Below are 17627 nucleotides of genomic sequence, written 5' to 3'. Positions count from 1 at the left end.
CCGTGTCCGCCTACGACGACAAGGTTTGGCTGGCCCGCTACGACGAGGGCCAGCCCGCCTCCCTCACCCCCGAGTACGACTCCGCGCTGGCGATGTTCCGGGCGACGGTCGCCCGGGTCCCGGACGCCGACGCCCTGCGCTACTTCGACGGCCGGATCAGCTTCGCCGAGCTCGACCGGCTCACCGACGCCTTCGCCGCGGGCATCACCGCCGAGGGCTTCCGGCCCGGCGAGCGGGTCGCCATCTTCGCCCAGAACGTGCCGCAGTTCGTCATCGCCCAGGTCGGGACCTGGAAGGCCGGCGGGATCGCCGTCTCGATCAACCCGATGAACAAGCAGCGCGAGCTGGCCGAACTGCTGGCCGACTCCGGGGCGACCGTCCTGGTCGCGCTGCAGTCGCTGCACCGCGACGTCGCGGCGCACGTGCTGGCGGACTCCGCGGTCCGCACCGTGGTCACCACCTCCGAGCTGGACTTCCGGACCCGCGACGAGCCCGCGGTGTTCGCCGGCGTCGAGCGGCTGAGCTGCCCCGGCACGATCGACCTGCTCGACCTCCTGCGGACCCACCGCGACACCGCACCGCCGCGGGTCTCGCTCGGCCCGGACGACATCGCGTTCCTGACCTACACCTCGGGCACCACCGGCCCGCCCAAGGGCGCGATGACCACGCACCGCAACGTCGTGTTCAACGCCCAGACCTACCGCGACTGGATCGGGATCGGGCCCGATGACGTCGTCCTGGGCATCGCGCCGCTGTTCCACATCACCGGCCTGGTCGGCCACATCGCCATCTCGCTGCTGACCGGCGCCCCGCTGGTGCTCATGCACCGGCTCGACCCCGCGCTCACCCTCGACGTCGCCGAGGCCGAGGGGGCCACCTTCACCGTCGGCTCCATCACGGTGTTCATCGCGCTGATGAACGCGCCCAACGCCGAGAAGTCCAAGCTGGCCACCCTGACCAAGGTCTACTCGGGCGGCGCCCCCATCCCGCCGAGCACGGTCGAGGCCTTCCGCGCGGCGTTCGGCCACTACATCCACAACATCTACGGCCTGACCGAGACGACGTCGCCGTCGCACGGGGTGCCCTTCCACGCCGAGGCCCCCGTCGACCCGGCCTCCGGGGCGCTGTCGGTCGGCGTGCCCGTCTACGACACCGTCGTGCGGATCGTCGACGACGAGGGCAACGAGCTGCCCGTCGGCGAGACCGGCGAGCTGGTGACCGCCGGCCCGCAGGTGGTGGCCGGGTACTGGAACAAGCCGGAGGAGACGGCGAAGGCGCTGCCCGGCGGTGTCCTGCACACCGGCGACGTGGGCTACATGGACGCCGAGGGCTGGTTCTACATCGTCGACCGCAAGAAGGACCAGATCAACGCGGGCGGCTACAAGATCTGGCCCCGGGAGGTCGAGGACGTCCTCTACGAGCACCCCGCGGTCCGCGAGGCCGCCGTGGTGGGCGTGCCGGACGAGTACCGGGGCGAGACGGTGAAGGCCTTCGTCTCGCTCCGGGCCGGCGCCACCGCGACGCCCGAGGAGATCATCGCCTTCGCGAAGGAGCGGATGGCGGCCTACAAGTACCCGCGCCAGGTCGAGGTCCTCGACGAGATCCCGAAGACGGTCAGCGGCAAGGTCCTGCGCCGGGAGCTGCGCACCCGCCGGTGACCGCCGGCCACCATCGACGGGGACGCCGGCACCGGCGCCGGCGTCCCCGCCACCCACCGGCCGGGCCGCGCGCGGCACACTCGGGGCACCATGACCGAGCCGCGGCGGATCGACGTGACGCACCTGCCCGACGACGTCGTCGGGCTCCTGGACGCCCTCGCCCCCGGCGCGGAGCTGCTCGTCACCCGCGACGGCGACCCGATCGCCACGATCCGCGCCACCCGGGCGGCGTCCGAGGCCGTCGGCGGGCCGACCGGCGACGACCCGAACGTGCTGGTCGTCGCCACCGCGATGCGGCTCTCCGCGGCGGCGAGGGCGGCGCTGTCCGCCGAGCTCGGCCCGGACTACATCGTGCTCGACCTTCGCGCCGCCCCGCCGACTGCCGACGTCGTGCTGGTGCCGCCGGCCAGCCCGCAGCTGATCGGCGGCCTGCGCGCGCAGTTCCCGAAGGCCCGCATCGTGGTGACCGAGATCGACGACGACGAGCTCGGCGTCAGCTACCAGGGCCCGGTGCGGCGGATGCTGGACGCCGGCGCCGAGGCCTACCTGTCCCCCGCCTCCGTCCCGCGGCTCGCCGCGCAGCTCGACCTCACCCTGCACCGGCACCGCACGCTCACCGGCACCGACCACCGCCCCGAGCTCGACGCGAGCGACGCGCCGGTGCACCCCGTCGAGGCCCCGGGTCAGCTCCCCGGAGGGCGGGGCCGGCGCGGTCGGAGCTGATGACTTCGCCGCTCCCGGCGTCAGAATCGACGGCGTCGACATCGGCGCACCGGACCACCGGGGCCGCCGGCACCAGGCCGCGTTGAGCAGAGAGGCTTTCCATGGCACTGAGCAACCCGTTCTACACACCCGAGGTCCAGGGCGCCTACGCGCTGCACAGCCTCGGCGAGTTCCATCTGGAGGAGGGCGGGGTCATCCCCGACCTGCAGCTCGCCGTCGCCACCCACGGCAGGCTGAACGAGGCCAAGGACAACGCGATCCTCATCCCGACCTGGTTCTCCGGCACCCAGCAGACCTGGGAGCTCGTCTACATCGGTCCGGGTCGCGCGCTCGACCCGGACAAGTACTTCATCGTCGTGGTCAACCAGATCGGCAACGGGCTGTCGACCTCCCCGCACAACGCCGACGGCGCCAACAGCGCGATCTCGATGTCGAGGTTCCCGAAGGTCCGTATCGGCGACGACGTGCGCGCCCAGGAGCAGCTGCTGCGCGAGGAGTTCGGCATCGAGCGCCTGCACGCCGTCGTCGGCGGCTCGATGGGCGCCCAGCAGACCTGGGAGTGGGCGGTCCGGTTCCCGGAGAAGGTGGCCCGCGCGGCCCCGATCGCCGGCACCGCCCGCAACACCCCGCACGACTTCCTGTTCACCCAGACCCTGCTCGACGTCATCACCGACGACCCCGGCTGGAACGGCGGCGAGTACACCTCCAACACCGACGTCGCGCGCGGGCTCGAACGGCACGCCGACCTGTGGGCGGTCATGGGCCTGTCCACCGAGTTCTGGAAGACCGAGTTCTGGCGCGGCATCGAGCTGCCCGACGTCACCTGGGACACCGAGATCGAGTTCAAGGACCGGTTCATCCGCACCGTGTTCGGCGCGATGGACCCGAACTCGCTGCTGCTGCAGGGCTGGAAGTGGCAGCGCGGCGACGTCTCCCGCAACACCGGCGGCGACCTCGCCGCGGCGCTCGGCCGGATCACGGCCAAGGTCTTCGCGATGCCGATCGACGAGGACATGTTCTTCCCGGTCCGCGACGTCCGCGCCGAGCAGGAGCTCACCCCGAACTCCGAGTTGCGGGTGCTGCACTCGATCGCCGGCCACTTCGGCCTGTTCGGCTTCGAGCCCAGCTACCTCAAGGAGGTCGACGACCACCTCACCGAGCTGCTGACCTCACCGGTGTGAGGTATCGCCTGCGCCGGCCCCGCTGCTCGACGCAGGCATGCCAGTCTCCTCAACGGGCAGGGCATCCACCCAGGCGTCCCGATGCCCTGCCCGCGACCCCGGACACGTCCCGAGATGCCGGCTGTGAAGCGTGTTCCGCGGTGTGGGTCCGGCACGTGCAGGCCCCGACGGGGCACTGCCAGCAGGCGCGGCCCGAGCGGGGAGCTCAGCGCGCGCCCGCGGCGTGGAACCGGTGCCGCCCCGCGCCCACCCGGGTGGGCTCGACGCCGGGCACGTCGATCTCGGCGCGCACGCCGTCGGGCACGACGACCTCGACGTCCAGCGCGCCCGACGGGTCGAGCCGCCACGCCACCGCGACCAGTCCGTGCGCCGTCTCCAGCGACGTCTCGGCCCAGGTCAGACCCGCACCCGGGCGAGGGGCGACGCGGACGGTCCGGTAGCCGGGCTCGGCGGGGGCGAGCCCGCCCACGGTGCGGTGCAGCCAGTCCGCGACCGCGCCGAGGGCGTAGTGGTTGAAGCTGGTCATCTGGCCGGGGTTGATGCTGCCGTCGGGCAGCATCGAGTCCCACCGCTCCCACACGGTGGTCGCGCCCATCGTCACCGGGTAGAGCCACGACGGGCACTCCCGCTGCAGCAGCAGCCGGTAGGCGTCGTCGAGGTGCCCGGTCTCCACGAGCGCGTCGCACACGTACGGCGTGCCGGCGAAGCCCGTGGCGATGCGGTGGCCGCTGTCGGCCACCAGCGCGGCCAGCCGGTCGCCGGCCAGCATGCGGGTCCGGTCGTCGAGCAGCCCGAAGTGGATGGCCAGGGTGTGGGCGGTGACGGCGTCGCTGTGGATGCGCCCGTCGCCGCCGACGTAGTGCTTCGTGAACGCGGTGCGCGTCCGCTCGGCCAGGTCGGCGAAGTGCTCGGCGTCCTCGCCGTGCCCGAGCAGTGCGGCGGTGTCCGCCGCGGTCCGGGCGCTGCGGTACAGGCAGGCCGTGGCGACGACGCCGTTGTCGGCCTTGGCGCGGATCGGGTCGTCGGGCGGGGCGGTCGGGTCGAGCCAGTCGCCGAACTGGAAGCCGGTGTCCCACAGCCCGGTGTCGGACAGCAGCGTCTCGACCCGTCGGACGTGCGCGGCCATCGCGCCGTAGGCCCTGGCCAGCGCCTCGCGGTCACCGTAGGCCTGCCACAGCGCCCACGGCACCCAGACCGCGGCGTCGCCCCAGACGGCGGTGCTCTCCTGGGCGCCCAGGTTGCGCGGGGGGTTGTGCTTGAGCACGTCGGGCACGACGTACGGGACCAGCCCGTCGGCCGCGCGCTGCTCGGCGTCGACGTCGAGCAGCCAGTCGCCCAGGAAGTCGGCCACGTCGTAGAGGAATGCCGCGCTCGGCGCGAACGCGGCGATGTCGCCGGTCCAGCCCATGCGCTCGTCGCGTTGCGGGCAGTCGGTCGGCACGTCGAGGAAGTTGCCGCGGGTGCCCCACACGACGTTGTCGTGCAGCTTGTTGACGAGCTCGTCGGAGCACCGGAAGCGGCCGGTGCGGCGCAGGTCGGAGTGCACGACCACGGCCGTGAGCGCGTCGGTCGACGGCACGCCCGGCCAGCCGTCGAGCTCGGCGTAGCGGAAGCCGTGGAAGGTCAGCGTCGGCTCGAAGACGTCGTCGCCGCCGGAGAGCACGAACCGGTCCGTGGCCCGCGCCGAGCGCAGCGGGCGGGTGCCCAGCTCGCCGTCCTCGAGGACCTCGGCGTGCCGGACGGTGATCGTCGCGCCGGCCTCGCCGCGCACGGCGACACGCAGCCAACCGACCAGGTTCTGGCCGAAGTCGACCAGCGTCCGGCCGGCGGGCGAGGTCCAGATCCGGGTCGGCGCCACCTCCTGCTGGCGGCGCACCACCGGGCCGAGGTAGGGCTGCAAGATGGCGGCGTCGAACTCCTGGGCGTGCACCCCGATCCAGCCCTCGGCCGCGAAGCCGGGCCGCAGCCAGGCGTCCTCGACCAGGCGGGCGTCGATGGTCTGGCCGTCGTAGAGGTCGTTCGCCAGCACCGCTGACGGGCCCGCGCGCCAGGTGTCGTCGGTGCCGACGGTCTGCGTGTGGCCGTCGGCGAAGGTGATCTCCAGCTGGGCCAGCGCGCCCAGCTCGGAGCCGTAGATCGCGCGCTTGTCGCCCCACCCGAGCCGGCCGCGGTACCAGCCGTTGCCCAGCGCCATCCCGACGACCACCGTGTCGCCCGCGGCCCGCACGGCCTCGGTGACGTCGTAGGTCCGGTAGCGCAGGCGCCACTCGTAGCTCGTCCAGCCCGGGCTCAGCACCTCGTCGGACACCGGGGCCCCGCCCACGAACGCGGTGAACACCCCGCGGGCCGTCGCGTGCAGGACGGCTCCGGTCACCTCGTCGTGCCCGGGGTCGGGCGCGAACTCCGCGCGCAGCAGGGGCGCGCCGTGGAAGTCGTCGTCGGGCCCGATCATCGTGACGTGCCAGGTCGGCGGCATGGCCGTCTCCCCCATCTGGGCGTTCCCGCCCGGTATCGATTGGACTCGCCCCGACGTGCACCGGGGCGTCACCACCGGGTTCAGCCCGGCTGGTGGACGCCGTCCTCCGCGCAGAGGTAGACGCGCGGGCCGCCGCCGGGGTCGGGGACGGGATCGGCGCGCTCCCGCCTCCGGCCGGTGGCCACGACCTCCCCGGTGCGGGGGTCGAGGACGGTGAAGGGCAGCGGGACCGAGTCGTCGGTGATCCGGACCGGTCCCCCCGCCTCGCGGTAGACGAGCAGGAACTTTCCCGGTATGCGTAGGCCGCGGGCCGCGACGGCGCTGGTCCAGTCCGGCTCCATATCGGTGGTGGGCAGGCCGGCCAGGATCCGGGGCACGAGCCCGACATAGGTGGAGCCCTCGAAGTCGAGCGCCTCGCGCACCCGGTGCCCCTCGGCCAGGAAGGAGGGTGCGTGGCGGGGTTCGGCGCCGTGCAGGCGCCACTGCCACAGGCCTCGCCGGCCACGACGTCCACGGCGCCCTCACGGGCGCCCTCGACCTCGCCCGTTCCGCGCCACGACCACGTCCACCGGCCCGGCTCGGGCGCGGCGAAGCGCACGGCGAACTCGGCCCCGCCGTCCCAGAACGCCGGGCGACGCAGCACCCGCCCGGACTCGTGCGCGAAGTCCGCCCACAGCTCGACCCCGGTGTAGGGGTCGGCCGGCGGGTCGGCGAGCGCGACCCGGACCTCGAACTCCCGCCAGGCGACCGGGCCCGGGGTACCAGCGTCGGTCACGCGCATCAGCCCTTGATCGCGCCGCTGGTCATCCCGGCCACGATGCGCCGGTTGAAGAAGATGAACATGACCAGCGGCGGGACCGTGATCAGCAGGATGTTCATGAACAGCAGGTGGTACTGGGTGTTGAACTGGCTCTGGAAGTTGAACAGGGTCAGCTGGACGGTGGCGTTGCGCTCGCCCGGCAGGAAGTACAGCGGGTTGACGAAGTCGTTGAACACGACCACCGACTGCACGACGACCACGGTGACGATCACCGAGCGCAGCAGCGGGAAGATGACCTGGAAGAACACCCGCACCGGACCGGCCCCGTCGACGGTCGCGGCCTCGTCGAGCTCGCGCGGGATCGTGGAGATGAACGCCCGGAACAGCAGGATGCAGAACGAGATCCCGAACGCGATCTCGATCAGGATGAGCCCGACCATCGTCCGGAACAGCCCGAGCCCCTGCAGCACCCAGATCGTGGGCACGACGGCCGGGGGGATGATCAGACCGGACAGCACCAGGAAGTTGATCAGCCCGTTCCACCGGCTCGCCCGCCGCTGCAGCACGAACGCGGCCATCGCCGAGACCACGACCATGAGCGCGACGCTGGCCACGGTGAGGATGGTGCTGTTGATGAACGCGATGACGAGCAGGTAGTCGCGGGCCTCGACCACCGCCCAGAAGTTCTCCACGATCCGCCACTCGCTCGGCCACGACAAGCTCAGCTGCGAGGCCTCCGGTCCCGACTTGACCGCGGTGACCACGACGAAGGCGAACGGGACCAGGAAGACGACGACGAAGAGCACGATCGCGACCGCGGACAGCCAGTAGTTCGGGCGCTGCCGGTTGGTGCGCTTGGCGGGATTCGCCGGCTCCCCCGCGGCCGCCCGGTCCAGCGCCCCGGCGGGCCGCTGCGCGGCGGGGGTCGTCGTCACAGCTCGACCTCCTTGCGGTTGAGCCACCAGAACAGCGGCAGCACGATGGCGGTCACGACGAGGAAGAGCACGACGTTGCCGGCGGTGGACAGGCCGAAGAAGCCGGCCTGGTACTGCTTGTAGATCACCGAGGCGATCACGTCGGAGGTGAACCCCGGCCCGCCCCGGGTCATCGCCCAGATCAGGTCGAACGACCGCAGCCCGCCGATCAGCGAGAGGATGATGACCGTCACCGTGGCGGGCCGGGCCAGCGGCAGCGTGATGCTCCGGAACCGCCGCCACGATCCGGCCCCGTCGACCTCGGCGGCCTCGAAGTACTCCGACGGGATCGACACGATGCCGGCGATGTAGATCACCGTCGCCAGGCCCACGCCCTTCCACACGTCGACCGCCGCGACCGACAGCAGCGCCAGCGACGGGTCGGTCAGCCACCCCGGCCCGTCCACCCCCACCGCGCCGAGCACCTGGTTGAACAGCCCGTCGAACGGGTCCATCAGCACGGTGAAGGTGATGCCGACGCCGATGGTGCTGACCAGCACCGGGAAGAACACCAGCGAGCGCAGCAGGCCGCGGCCGATGATGTGCGAGGTCAGCAGCACCGCCAGCAGCAGCCCCAGCACGACCTTCGCCGCTGACGTGACGACGCCGAAGATGATCGTGTTGACCAGGCCGGTCACCAGTGCGGGCTCGCGGAAGAACAGCACGAAGTTGTCGAACCCGATGAACTGGAAATCGATCAAGCGCCAGCGGGTGAGCGCGAAGAAGAACGACGCGAACGTCGGTAGGACGAACAGCACCGTGTAGAGCACCGCTGCCGGCAGGTAGAACCAGTACGGGTACCGGCTGCCTGCGGTCCGGCCTTTCCCGGCCGAGCCGGACCTGCCCCCGGGGGCGGTCGGCACCGGCGGGGGCGACGTCGTCGTCGTTGTCGGCGTCCCTGCCACGTCCTTCGTCCTCTCGATCGCTTCGCCCGGCTCCCCCGCTGCGGCTACCAGCCGGGCAGGCCGAGCTGCTGGGCCTGCTTCTCCACGTCCTGGTCGTAGAGCGCGGCGGCGTCGGCGGCCGAGCGGATGCCCGAACCGACCTCGACCGTGATCTGCTGCAGCGAAGGGCCCTTGACCGGGGAGACGAACTCCAGGGCGGGGCTGGACGCGCCCTGGTCGTAGTAGGGCTGCACGTCCTTGACCGCCTGCGGGACGTCGGCCGGGAGCGTGCACCCCTCGACCGGGTACGGGCCGGCCGGCGGCGCGACCCTGGTGGCCGACTCGCAGCCCGCGGGACTGGCGATGAAGGCCAGGAACCGCTTGGCGGCCTCGAACTTCGCGCTGTCCTCGGCGGTGGTCGTGGGCACGTAGACCCCGGCGGCCAGCCACGCCGTGATCCCGTTCTCGGCCGCGTCGTTGCCGGGCAGAGCGAAGAAGCCGACGTCCTGGGCGGCGTTCGGGCTGTTCTCCACCATCGTCGCCACGGTGACGGTCAACATCGGGAAGTGCGCACCCTCACCGGCGGCGACCTGGCGCAGTCCGTCCTCGAAGGTGGCCGAGGCGAAGTCCTCGTTGAGGTAGCCCGCGTCGTGCACGTCCTGCAGGTGCTGGAAGCCCTGCACCGCCGCCGGGGTGGTCGCGTACTTCGCCTTGTTGGCGGTGTAGTCCTCGGCGAACGTCGGCACCTCGGTGGTGAGGTTGTGGTAGTCGGCGAGCACGAACAGCTGGGAGGTCCAGGTGGTCCCGTAGGTCTGGATCACCGGGTCGATCCCGGCCGCCTCGATGGACGCGTTGTTGGCCATGAACTGCTCCCAGGTCGTCGGGACCTGGAGGCCGAGCTGCTGGTAGACGTTGCGGTTGTAGAGCACGCCACCGGCGAAGCTGGACCCGAACGGCGCCCCGTAGACCCCGTTACCGGCGGTCACCGAGTTGCGGAACTGCTCCTCCAGGCTGCCCACCCACGGCTCGTCGGTCAACGGGGCGAGCTGCTGCTGGGGGTTGATGGCCTGGAAGAGCGAGCCGGAGTTGTAGGCGAACAGGTCGGTCATGTCGCCGGTGGCCAGGCGCGTCTTGACGATGTTGTCGCCCTCGGTGCCGCCCGGGCGGGTCTCGGTCTCGATCCGGATGTCGGGGTTGGCCGCCATGAAGTCGTCGGCCAGCGCCTGGCCGATCAACGAGGCCGGAGGCTCGTTGCCGAACTGGAACGTGAGCGTGACCGTGCCGTCCTCGGTCCCGCCGCTGGAGCCGAGGCTCCCCGCGCTGCAGGCGGTCGAGGCCAGGACGGCGGCCGCGGCGAGCAGCACTCCGATCCGTGGCCGGCCGGTGGCCGTTCTAGCTGCCATGACGCGCCTCCAAAGTCCCCATCGACTGTTGAAACGATTCAATTCGGCTGCAGCGGTCCGCCGGTGACCAGTGGTGGCAGTGCCGCGACGGACGGATAGCAGGAGGTGTGACCCGGCTGGGAGCGACCACCGCTGGACGCCGGCGGCGACGGAGAGCACCGCCTACTGAAATGCAGATCACAGTGCCGACTCAGCGCGCCGAAACTTACGACCCTCAGGGACGGAAGTCAAGGCGATGCAGCCGCAGCGGGCCCGACCGGATCAGAGCTACGGATTCTTGTGGATGACGTCCGCCAGGCCGACCGGGCTGCCCTGAGCGCACCATTGATCGAGGTGGCGCGCGGAGAACAGGGCGTCGACGACGGTGAAGGCTGCGCCGATGAGCCCCGCGGAGTTGCCCAGCGGCGAGACCGCGAACTGCAGGCCTCCCGCCGCGGGCAGGCACCGGTCCAGGACGGTGGCGCGGAACGCGGCCACGAGCGGGTCGTCGATGCTGACGAACCCGGCGTCGACCAGGACCAACGAGGGGTTGAACGCACTGACCAGCACGGCCGTCACCGCTCCGAGGTGTTCGCCGGCCCGGGTGAGGATCTGCGCGCTGACCGGGTCGCCCGCCGCCGCGGCCGTGAAGACCTCGCGGGCCGATATCCGCCGGCCCTGGGCGGCGATCGCGGCGAGGATCCGGCTGCGGCCCTCGCGCGCGGCCAGCTGCCCTTGCCGCGCGAGTGCCCGACCGCCGGCGACCTGGGTGAGGCACCCGGTCCGGCCGCACCAGCACCGCTCGGTCACCGCGGGGTCGACGACGATGTGCCCGAACTCGCCGGCGAAGCCCAGTGCGCCGCGGTGCAGCTCCCCGGACGCCACCACGGCTCCGCCGATGCCGTCCGCGATCTCGATGAACAGCACGTCGCGGTGGGTGCGCGCGATCCCGGCCCGCAGCTCGCCCAGCGCCATCAGGTTGGCGTCGTTCTCCACCCACACCGGGACGTCGTAGCGCGCCGCGAGCCGCTCGCGGACCGGGTACTGCGCCCACTCCGGGATGGACAGCGCTCCGACCGGGCGCCCGGTCGCGGTGGCCACCGGGCCGGGCACACCGATGCCGACGCCCCACACGGGCGGGCTGCCGGGCGGGCGGGCCGCCAGCAGCTCGTCGAACAGCTCCTCGACGTGGTCGATCGCCGCGTCCGGGCCGGCGACCACACCGGCGGCCTCGTGCGCCTGGGCGATGACGGACCCGCCCAGGTCCGCGATCCCGACGGTCATGCTCGTGGAGGCGAGCTCGGCCACCAGGACGTGCGCCTCGCCGGGGCGGAACCGGACCTCGCGGGGGGCGCGGCCCCCCGTCGACGGGCCCATCCCGCTCTCCTCGGCGAACCCGGCGGCGATGAGCTCGTCGACCCGCTGCGAGACGACCTTGCGCGTCAGCCCGGTGGCCCGGACGAGCTCCGAGCGGGTGATGGGGCCGACCGAACGCAGCAGGTCGAGCACGGGGAAGAGGCTGTCGAACGGCACCAGCGCGGCTCGCCCCGTCACCTGTCAGCTCCCCTCCGTCCCGAGCCGTCGAGGCGCTCGGACGGTGATGGCCCCGCTACAGCCCCGCCACCCGGCGCGACCCCACGACATCGTAGGTCCCCGTCGCCCGCTCCGCTCGCATCTTCGCCGGACCCATGTGACCAGGCTTTCGATCCGGAGGGTTGAGATATGTCCTTCAGGGACATAACCTACCGCAGCGCCGGGGCGAGGGTCGCTGAGCGCCCGTTGGGAGCCGCTGATGACCGTGACCGACGACTCCGCGCGCGCGAACGCGGACGCCGACTTCCCCGCCGACTTCCTGTGGGGCAGCGCGACCGCCGCCCACCAGGTCGAGGGCGGCAACACCAACAGCGACTGGTGGGACTTCGAGCACGACCCGGCCGCACCCGCGCGCGAGTCCTCCGGCGACGGCATCGACCAGTACCACCGCTACGCCGACGACTTCGCCCTGCTGAAGTCGCTCGGCCACAACTGCCACCGCCTGTCGGTGGAGTGGGCCCGGATCGAACCCGCACCCGGTGAGCTCAGCCGCAGCGCGATCGCCCACTACCGCCGCGTGCTCACCGCGCTGGCCGACCAGGGGCTGACGGCGTTCGTGACGCTGCACCACTTCACCCTCCCCCGCTGGTTCGCCGCCCGCGGCGGCTGGCTCGCCCCCGACGCCGTCGAGCGGTTCGAGCGCTACTGCCGCCACGTCGGCGCGGAGCTGGGCGAGCTCATGCCCTTCGTCTGCACCGTCAACGAACCCCAGATGATCGCCCTGCACGGCTACCTCGAGGGCTACCACCCGCCGTCGATCTCCAACCCGACGCTGTGGAAGTGCGTCGGGCGGGTGCTGCTCGACGCGCACCACACCGCCGTGCGCGCCATGCGTGACGAATCCGCGGCCCGGACCGGCCTCGTCGTGCAGTTGCCGCTGCTGACCCCGGCCCGCGACGACGAGGCCTGCCGAGCCTTCTGCCACGACCTGCGCAGCGAGATCGTCGATCTCCACCTGGACGGCCTCAGCCCGTACGACGGGGGCGACTGGCTGGGCGTGCAGTACTACCGCAGGCAGTGGGTCGACCCCGACTCCCCGACGCTGTCCGCCGAGCCGCCGCCCGGCTACGCGCGCACCCAGATGGGCTGGGCGGTCCACCCCGACGGGCTCACCACCATGCTGCACCGCGCCGCCCGGACCGGCCTGCCGCTCTACGTCACCGAGAACGGCATCGCCACCGAGGACGACGACGAACGCCTCGACTACTTGGAGTCCCACCTCGCGGCCGTGGCCCGCGCCCGCCGCGAAGGGGTCGACGTGCGCGGCTACCTGCACTGGTCGGCCTTCGACAACTTCGAGTGGGCGGCGGGCTGGGGACCCAGGTTCGGGCTCATCGCCGTCGACCGCGGCAACGACTTCATCCGGACCCCGAAGGCCAGCGCCTTCGCCTTCGCCCGGGTCGCCGCCACGGGCCGCCTCGATGCACTCCGCGGAGGGTGACAACGGTCCCGCCCGCCCCACGCCCGCTGGAGAACCCGCGGGAGACCGCGCTCGGAGGACACTGTGACGACCGGTAGCCCATCCCGCCCCGTCGGCTGGTCCGCGACGTGGATCGGCCGCAGCACCGACGCCGCGACCCGCACGACCCGGTCGGTCGACTTCGACCACGTCGAGTGGGTCGGCGCGGGGCAGTGGCTCGGCCAGACCGTCGCCACCACCGGCCCGGTCCCGCAATCTCGGTCGACCTGGTCTCCCCCAGCTCCGACGCGGGCCCGGGCGACGCGGACGGGCAGTTGGAACTGTGCACCCTCGACGGCGAGGTGCTCGCGGTCGACGCCGCGTCCGGCACGTACCGGTCGCCGGAGGCCGGCTACCGCCAAGCGGTGAACGTGCTGCCGCTGGCCTTCGACGCCGTGCCCGCCGATGCCCGGGTCGCCGTGGGCGCGGGGCTAGTCGAGGACGTCGAGCACCGTGCGCCGAGCACCTGGACTGCGGCGCGGCCGCGGCCAAGCACCTGCTGCCCGTGCTGACCGACCTCGGCCGCCCCGACCTCGCCGTCACCGTGGCGATCCGCCGCACCCGACCCGGCTGGGGGGCGTGGTTCGCCGCCGGGTCACAGACCCTGATGGAGTCCTGGGACGTGACCGCGCGCTCGCTCAACCAACTACTTCCTGGGTGCCGCGTCGGCGTGGATCCAGCAGCGCATCGGCGGGCTCGCCGCCACCGCACCGGACTGGTCCGCGCTCACCGTCGCGCCCGTGCAGGACGACCGGGTCCGCTGGGCCAGGATCGCCCACGACACCGTCCGCGGCCGGGCGGCCGTGTCCTGGATGCGCACCGACGAGGTCTGGGAGATGACCGTGGAGGTGCCGCGCGGCGCCACCGCCACGCTGGCGCTGCCGGGGCATCCCGTGACCACCCTACCCGGGGGACGCCACGACCCTGCGGGAACCTGTGGTGGACCAGCGGGGGTCTGCCGGCTGAGCGGCGCCTGAAACGTTTCACCCACTCCGCTCGTCCGCGGTGCCATGTCGTCCCCGCGGGCCCCGGTCCACTCGACGAGGAGAACCCGGTGAGCATTGGATCCCCTCCCCCGCCGCCCACCCGTGGCGCACCACCGTCCTGGCAGGCATGGCCTCCTACCTCGACTCCGCCGCGCTGGTATCGACAGGCCTCGCGGTCGGCGCGTACTACACCGATGCACTGGGACTCGACCCCGGTGTCGTCGGTGCCGTCAGTGCTCTTTCCAACCTGCTGAGGCGCGCACAAACCGGCGCTGGCCGCGGCCGGCGGCGGGTCATGCTGGTCGGCGGCGCCCGGTGCCGGCAGGAAGAGGCGTACCGGGCGAATTTGCGCTGCCCAGCGGATCCGCGCTCGGCCGTTGTCCGGGTACGGGTCGACCATTCGGCCAACCCCGACCATCGGCACGAGCTGGAAGATCCGTCGCTGCCCACGACGGACCACGGCCCTGGTCGAGGCCGCGGTGCCGCTCGGGGCCTCCGCGACGCCCGGCGCCGACGGAGTGGCGGTGCTCGGCCGGGCCCGGTCAGTCCCGCCCGGCTCCGGTGAACGGGTGGTGCGAGACCGGCTCCCACGGACCCCCGAGGTAGCGCGACAGCTCCAGCGCCGGCACGGGCGCGGTCTCGGGCACGAACGCGGCCGCGAGGTCGGCGTGCAGGGCCCGGGCGATCTCCGGCGCCACCTTGTTCTGCACCGTGACGTGCGGGCGGTGCGGGCGCCGGTCCTGCGGGACCAGCAACGCGTCCCACCGCCCGGCGAGTTCGGCCCGCACCGCGTCCAGCTCGGGCGAGCGCAGGTCGAAGGCCACCCCCCGGCCGAGGAACCGCACCGCGACCACGTCGGCGGACGGGGCCGGGCGGTCCGTCACCGCGGCGAGCGCGGACGCCACGGCGTCCACCTCCTGCCCGGGCAGGCAGTGGAACAGGGTGACGTGCGCGGCGAGGTGGTTGCGCTCGGCCGGGAAGTGCCGGCGCCGCAGCCGGTCGAACCGCTCCTGCAGCCGCGGGGCGAGCACGGCGGTGACGATCAGCGGGCGCACCGCGGCCGGGCGGCATCGCTGCCCCGGTGAGCGGGGCGCTGCCGTCTGCGGCGGGTTGGTCATCACGGGTCTCCGGGGCGCGACGGACGGTGATCCCGCCCGGGATGCCCGCGGTCGCGGGCTCCCACCCATCTCCGCACGGGACTCGCCCGCCCCGGCAGGTCAGAGGTAGGCCGCGTCCTCGAACGGCGGAGGGAGCCGGCCCGGGACAATGCGCCGCCCGCTGATGTCCTGCGGGATCAACCGCAGCCAGTGCCCGTGCTCGCCGGGCGCCCAGGGCTGCACCCCAGCGGCCTCGGTGCGCGCGACCAGCTCGGCCCGGTGGTCGGCGGTGACCTCCTCGGCCAGCCCGCGCACCAGGACGCTCCAGCCGCTGCGGCTGCGCCGGTCGATCTCGTCGACCTCGAAGGCGACGTTGGCGTGGTCGGCCGCGGTGAGCTTCGTCCCCTCCCCCATCCGGATCACGACCACCCCGCGGTCCAGGCCGTAGTTGACCGGGTGGATCAACGGGTAGTACCCGGCGACGACCGCGAGCCGACCGATCTGCTGGGTGGCCAGCAACCGGTAGCACTCGTCGGGGTCGAGGACCTCCATCACCGGCTCCGAGTACCCGCCCGACATGCCCATCGCCTCCCGTGTCCGCGGCCGGTCCCCGAGCACGACCCGCCGACACCGACCCTCCCCCGTGCGACGCCCGCGCGCCCGGGCTGTCGGACCCCGGGAGACGGGTCGTTCGGGCGGCGTCGAGGAGGACGTTCGTCCCGCCGGGGGGTCCACCGCGTCGGACCGTGTCCCCGCACCGCCGTGCTTCGTTGGTCGGGCGAGGGCCCGCGCCGGCCGCAGCGCGACCGGCGCGGGCGACGACCGCTGGAGGAGGCGATTCGATGTCGTCCGACGACCACGACCCGGTGGCGGTGCCGGCGGAGGGCCGACCGCCGCCCGGCTCGGACGCCGCGCTGGAGCTCGGCTGCCGGTGCCCGACCCTGATCAACGGACCGCGCACGCCCCCGGACGCCCTGCTGACCGCGCCCGACTGCGGGGTGCACACGTCCGGATAGGCCGCGCGCGGCGGCGGTCGGCCATCGGTGATCGGAGGACGGGCTTGTAGTGGATCCAATCGTGCCTGATATTGATCCCGGACTGGAGGAGGCACCGGTGCTGAGTCGCGAGGACAACGAGAAGCTGACCCGTTCGGGCCCGGGCACCCCGCTGGGCCGGCTGCTGCGCTCGTACTGGCAACCGGCCGCGCTCGTGTCGGAGGTGCCGGCGGAACGCCCGGTGAAGGCGGTGCGGCTGCTGGGTGAGGACCTGGTCCTGTTCCGCACCGCCGGTGCCGACGGGACCGACGGCGGGTGGGCGCTGGTCGGGCGGTTCTGCGCGCACCGCGGCGTGGACCTGTCCTACGGGCGGCTGGAGGACGGCGGGCTGCGCTGCCTCTACCACGGCTGGCTCTACGGCCCCGACGGCCGCTGCCGCGAGCAGCCGGCCGAGCCCGAGCACAGCCGGTTCAGCGAGAAGGTCCGGATCCCGGGCTACCCGTGCGCGGAGCGCAACGGGATCGTCTTCGCCTACCTCGGCGCGGGCGATCCCCCGCCGTTCCCGGCCTACGACTGCTTCACCGCGCCCGAGGAGTACACCTTCGCGTTCAAGGGGCTGTGGGACTGCAACTGGCTGCAGGGCCTGGAGGGCGGGATCGACCCGAGCCACGTGTCGTTCCTGCACCGGTTCCTGCGGGAGGACCCGCGGGAGACCTACGGGCAGCAGTTCAGCGAGGAGGTGGCCGGCACCGGGCGCAAGCTCTCGGCGCTGGTCGGCGAGAACTTCCGACCGGACATCGAGGTGGAGGCGGCCGAGCACGGGCTGAGGGTGTTCGCGCTGCGCCGACTCACCGAGGAGCACCTGCACGTCCGGATCACCAACCTGCTGTTCCCGAACGCGTTCACCGTCCCGTTCGGCAACACGAAGGTGTTCACCCAGTGGCACGTGCCCGTCGACGACGAGCACCACCACTGGTACATGGTGCTCTACGACTTCGCCGAGCCGACCGACAAGCCGACGCTGCTGCAGCAGCGGTTGGCCGAGGTCACGCTGCCGGACTACCGGCCCGTGCGGAACCGGTCCAACGACTGGGGGTTCGACCCCACCGAGCAGCGCGAGCTGACCTACACCGGGATGGGCCTGGACATCAACGTGCACGACCAGTGGGCGGTCGAGTCGATGGGGCCGATCCAGGACCGCACGGTCGAGCGCCTCGGGGTGTCCGACCGGGCCATCACCGCGAACCGGCGGCTGCTGCTGCGCTCGCTGGAGGCGTTCGCGGCCGGCAACCCGCTGCCCGGGCACCCGCGCGACGCCGCGGAGGCCGCCGCGCTGACCGGACCGGTCGCGGTGGACACGGTCGGGCCGGCCGACGGCTGGGCGCGGCACTGGCCCCGCCACGACGCGCAACGGCGCGCGGCGTCGCCGTGGGCGGGTCGGGCGCAGGTGGGAGCGCCC

The 17627-nt window shown here is 72.8% G+C and carries 16 protein-coding genes and 2 pseudogenes; 9 read left to right on the top strand and 9 right to left on the bottom strand.

Annotated features, from left to right (window positions below; translation table 11 throughout):
* The first annotated feature begins 2 nt into the window (after positions 1-2).
* From KIK08_RS11885 to KIK08_RS11875, 3 genes are all read left to right on the top strand, one after another.
* Positions 3-1658 (top strand): class I adenylate-forming enzyme family protein, encoded by a 1656-nt coding sequence (locus tag KIK08_RS11885; RefSeq protein WP_214403130.1) that lies wholly within the window; start codon positions 3-5, stop codon positions 1656-1658.
* 90 nt (positions 1659-1748) lie between these two features.
* Positions 1749-2381, top strand: a complete 633-nt coding sequence (locus KIK08_RS11880; RefSeq protein ID WP_214403129.1) for a hypothetical protein — start codon at positions 1749-1751, stop codon at positions 2379-2381.
* A gap of 101 nt (positions 2382-2482) precedes the next feature.
* Entirely contained in the window at positions 2483-3562 is a 1080-nt protein-coding gene (locus tag KIK08_RS11875; protein WP_214403128.1) for an alpha/beta fold hydrolase, read from the top strand.
* A gap of 205 nt (positions 3563-3767) precedes the next feature.
* On the opposite strand, the gene KIK08_RS11870 is transcribed toward KIK08_RS11875, so the two are convergent.
* The 7 genes and pseudogenes from KIK08_RS11870 to KIK08_RS11840 all read right to left on the bottom strand — a co-directional run bounded on the left by KIK08_RS11870 (position 3768) and on the right by KIK08_RS11840 (position 11592).
* The gene (locus tag KIK08_RS11870) at positions 3768-6053 is read right to left on the bottom strand and encodes an alpha-L-rhamnosidase (protein ID WP_214403127.1); all 2286 of its coding nucleotides are present in this window, start codon (positions 6051-6053) and stop codon (positions 3768-3770) included.
* A 65-nt stretch (positions 6054-6118) separates the two neighbouring features.
* Positions 6119-6460, bottom strand: a complete 342-nt coding sequence (locus KIK08_RS11865; RefSeq protein ID WP_214403126.1) for a hypothetical protein — start codon at positions 6458-6460, stop codon at positions 6119-6121.
* Positions 6461-6606: 146 nt separating this feature from the next.
* Positions 6607-6819 (bottom strand): annotated as a pseudogene (locus KIK08_RS42235) (DUF5060 domain-containing protein); the annotation flags it as partial.
* The gene (locus KIK08_RS41655; RefSeq protein ID WP_214403125.1) at positions 6819-7733 is read right to left on the bottom strand and encodes a carbohydrate ABC transporter permease; all 915 of its coding nucleotides are present in this window, start codon (positions 7731-7733) and stop codon (positions 6819-6821) included. The gene KIK08_RS41655 and the pseudogene KIK08_RS42235, both read right to left, overlap by 1 nt.
* Positions 7730-8677, bottom strand: a complete 948-nt coding sequence (locus KIK08_RS11850) for a carbohydrate ABC transporter permease (protein WP_214403124.1) — start codon at positions 8675-8677, stop codon at positions 7730-7732. The genes KIK08_RS41655 and KIK08_RS11850 overlap by 4 nt, the downstream gene beginning before the upstream one ends.
* 44 nt (positions 8678-8721) lie before the next feature.
* Positions 8722-10059 (bottom strand): ABC transporter substrate-binding protein, encoded by a 1338-nt coding sequence (locus KIK08_RS11845; protein ID WP_214403123.1) that lies wholly within the window; start codon positions 10057-10059, stop codon positions 8722-8724.
* Between the two features lie 267 nt (positions 10060-10326).
* Positions 10327-11592, bottom strand: a complete 1266-nt coding sequence (locus tag KIK08_RS11840) for an ROK family transcriptional regulator (protein ID WP_308257593.1) — start codon at positions 11590-11592, stop codon at positions 10327-10329.
* Between the two features lie 238 nt (positions 11593-11830).
* Here KIK08_RS11840 and KIK08_RS11835 point away from each other — a divergent pair, with 238 nt between their 5' ends.
* The 4 genes and pseudogenes from KIK08_RS11835 to KIK08_RS11825 all read left to right on the top strand — a co-directional run bounded on the left by KIK08_RS11835 (position 11831) and on the right by KIK08_RS11825 (position 14067).
* The gene (locus KIK08_RS11835) at positions 11831-13072 is read left to right on the top strand and encodes a glycoside hydrolase family 1 protein (protein ID WP_214403122.1); all 1242 of its coding nucleotides are present in this window, start codon (positions 11831-11833) and stop codon (positions 13070-13072) included.
* Between the two features lie 293 nt (positions 13073-13365).
* On the top strand, positions 13366-13602 hold the full coding sequence (locus tag KIK08_RS11830; RefSeq protein ID WP_214403157.1) for a hypothetical protein: 237 nt from the start codon (positions 13366-13368) through the stop codon (positions 13600-13602).
* Positions 13596-13658: pseudogene (locus KIK08_RS42230) on the top strand (hypothetical protein); the annotation flags it as partial. The gene KIK08_RS11830 and the pseudogene KIK08_RS42230, both read left to right, overlap by 7 nt.
* Positions 13659-13743: 85 nt before the next feature.
* A complete protein-coding gene (locus KIK08_RS11825; RefSeq protein ID WP_214403155.1) occupies positions 13744-14067 on the top strand; it encodes an alpha-L-rhamnosidase C-terminal domain-containing protein in 324 nt (107 codons plus the stop codon).
* A 551-nt stretch (positions 14068-14618) separates the two neighbouring features.
* On the opposite strand, the gene KIK08_RS11820 is transcribed toward KIK08_RS11825, so the two are convergent.
* Positions 14619-15194, bottom strand: coding sequence for a 2'-5' RNA ligase family protein (locus tag KIK08_RS11820; RefSeq protein ID WP_214403121.1), 576 nt, complete (start codon positions 15192-15194; stop codon positions 14619-14621).
* Positions 15195-15293: 99 nt separating this feature from the next.
* Entirely contained in the window at positions 15294-15752 is a 459-nt protein-coding gene (locus tag KIK08_RS11815) for a pyridoxamine 5'-phosphate oxidase family protein (protein WP_214403120.1), read from the bottom strand.
* A 263-nt stretch (positions 15753-16015) separates the two neighbouring features.
* Between KIK08_RS11815 and KIK08_RS11810 the strand changes: the two genes are divergently transcribed.
* Together KIK08_RS11810 and KIK08_RS11805 are read left to right on the top strand one after the other, a co-directional pair.
* A complete protein-coding gene (locus KIK08_RS11810; RefSeq protein WP_214403119.1) occupies positions 16016-16189 on the top strand; it encodes a hypothetical protein in 174 nt (57 codons plus the stop codon).
* A 97-nt stretch (positions 16190-16286) separates the two neighbouring features.
* A partial coding sequence (locus tag KIK08_RS11805; protein ID WP_214403118.1) for an aromatic ring-hydroxylating dioxygenase subunit alpha occupies positions 16287-17627 on the top strand: 1341 nt, incomplete at its 3' end.

Source organism: Pseudonocardia lacus (assembly GCF_018531445.1).
Taxonomy (GTDB): Bacteria; Actinomycetota; Actinomycetes; order Mycobacteriales; family Pseudonocardiaceae; genus Pseudonocardia; species Pseudonocardia lacus.
Note: the sequence above shows the minus strand (reverse complement) of the source record. Positions and strands in the feature narration are given on the sequence as shown.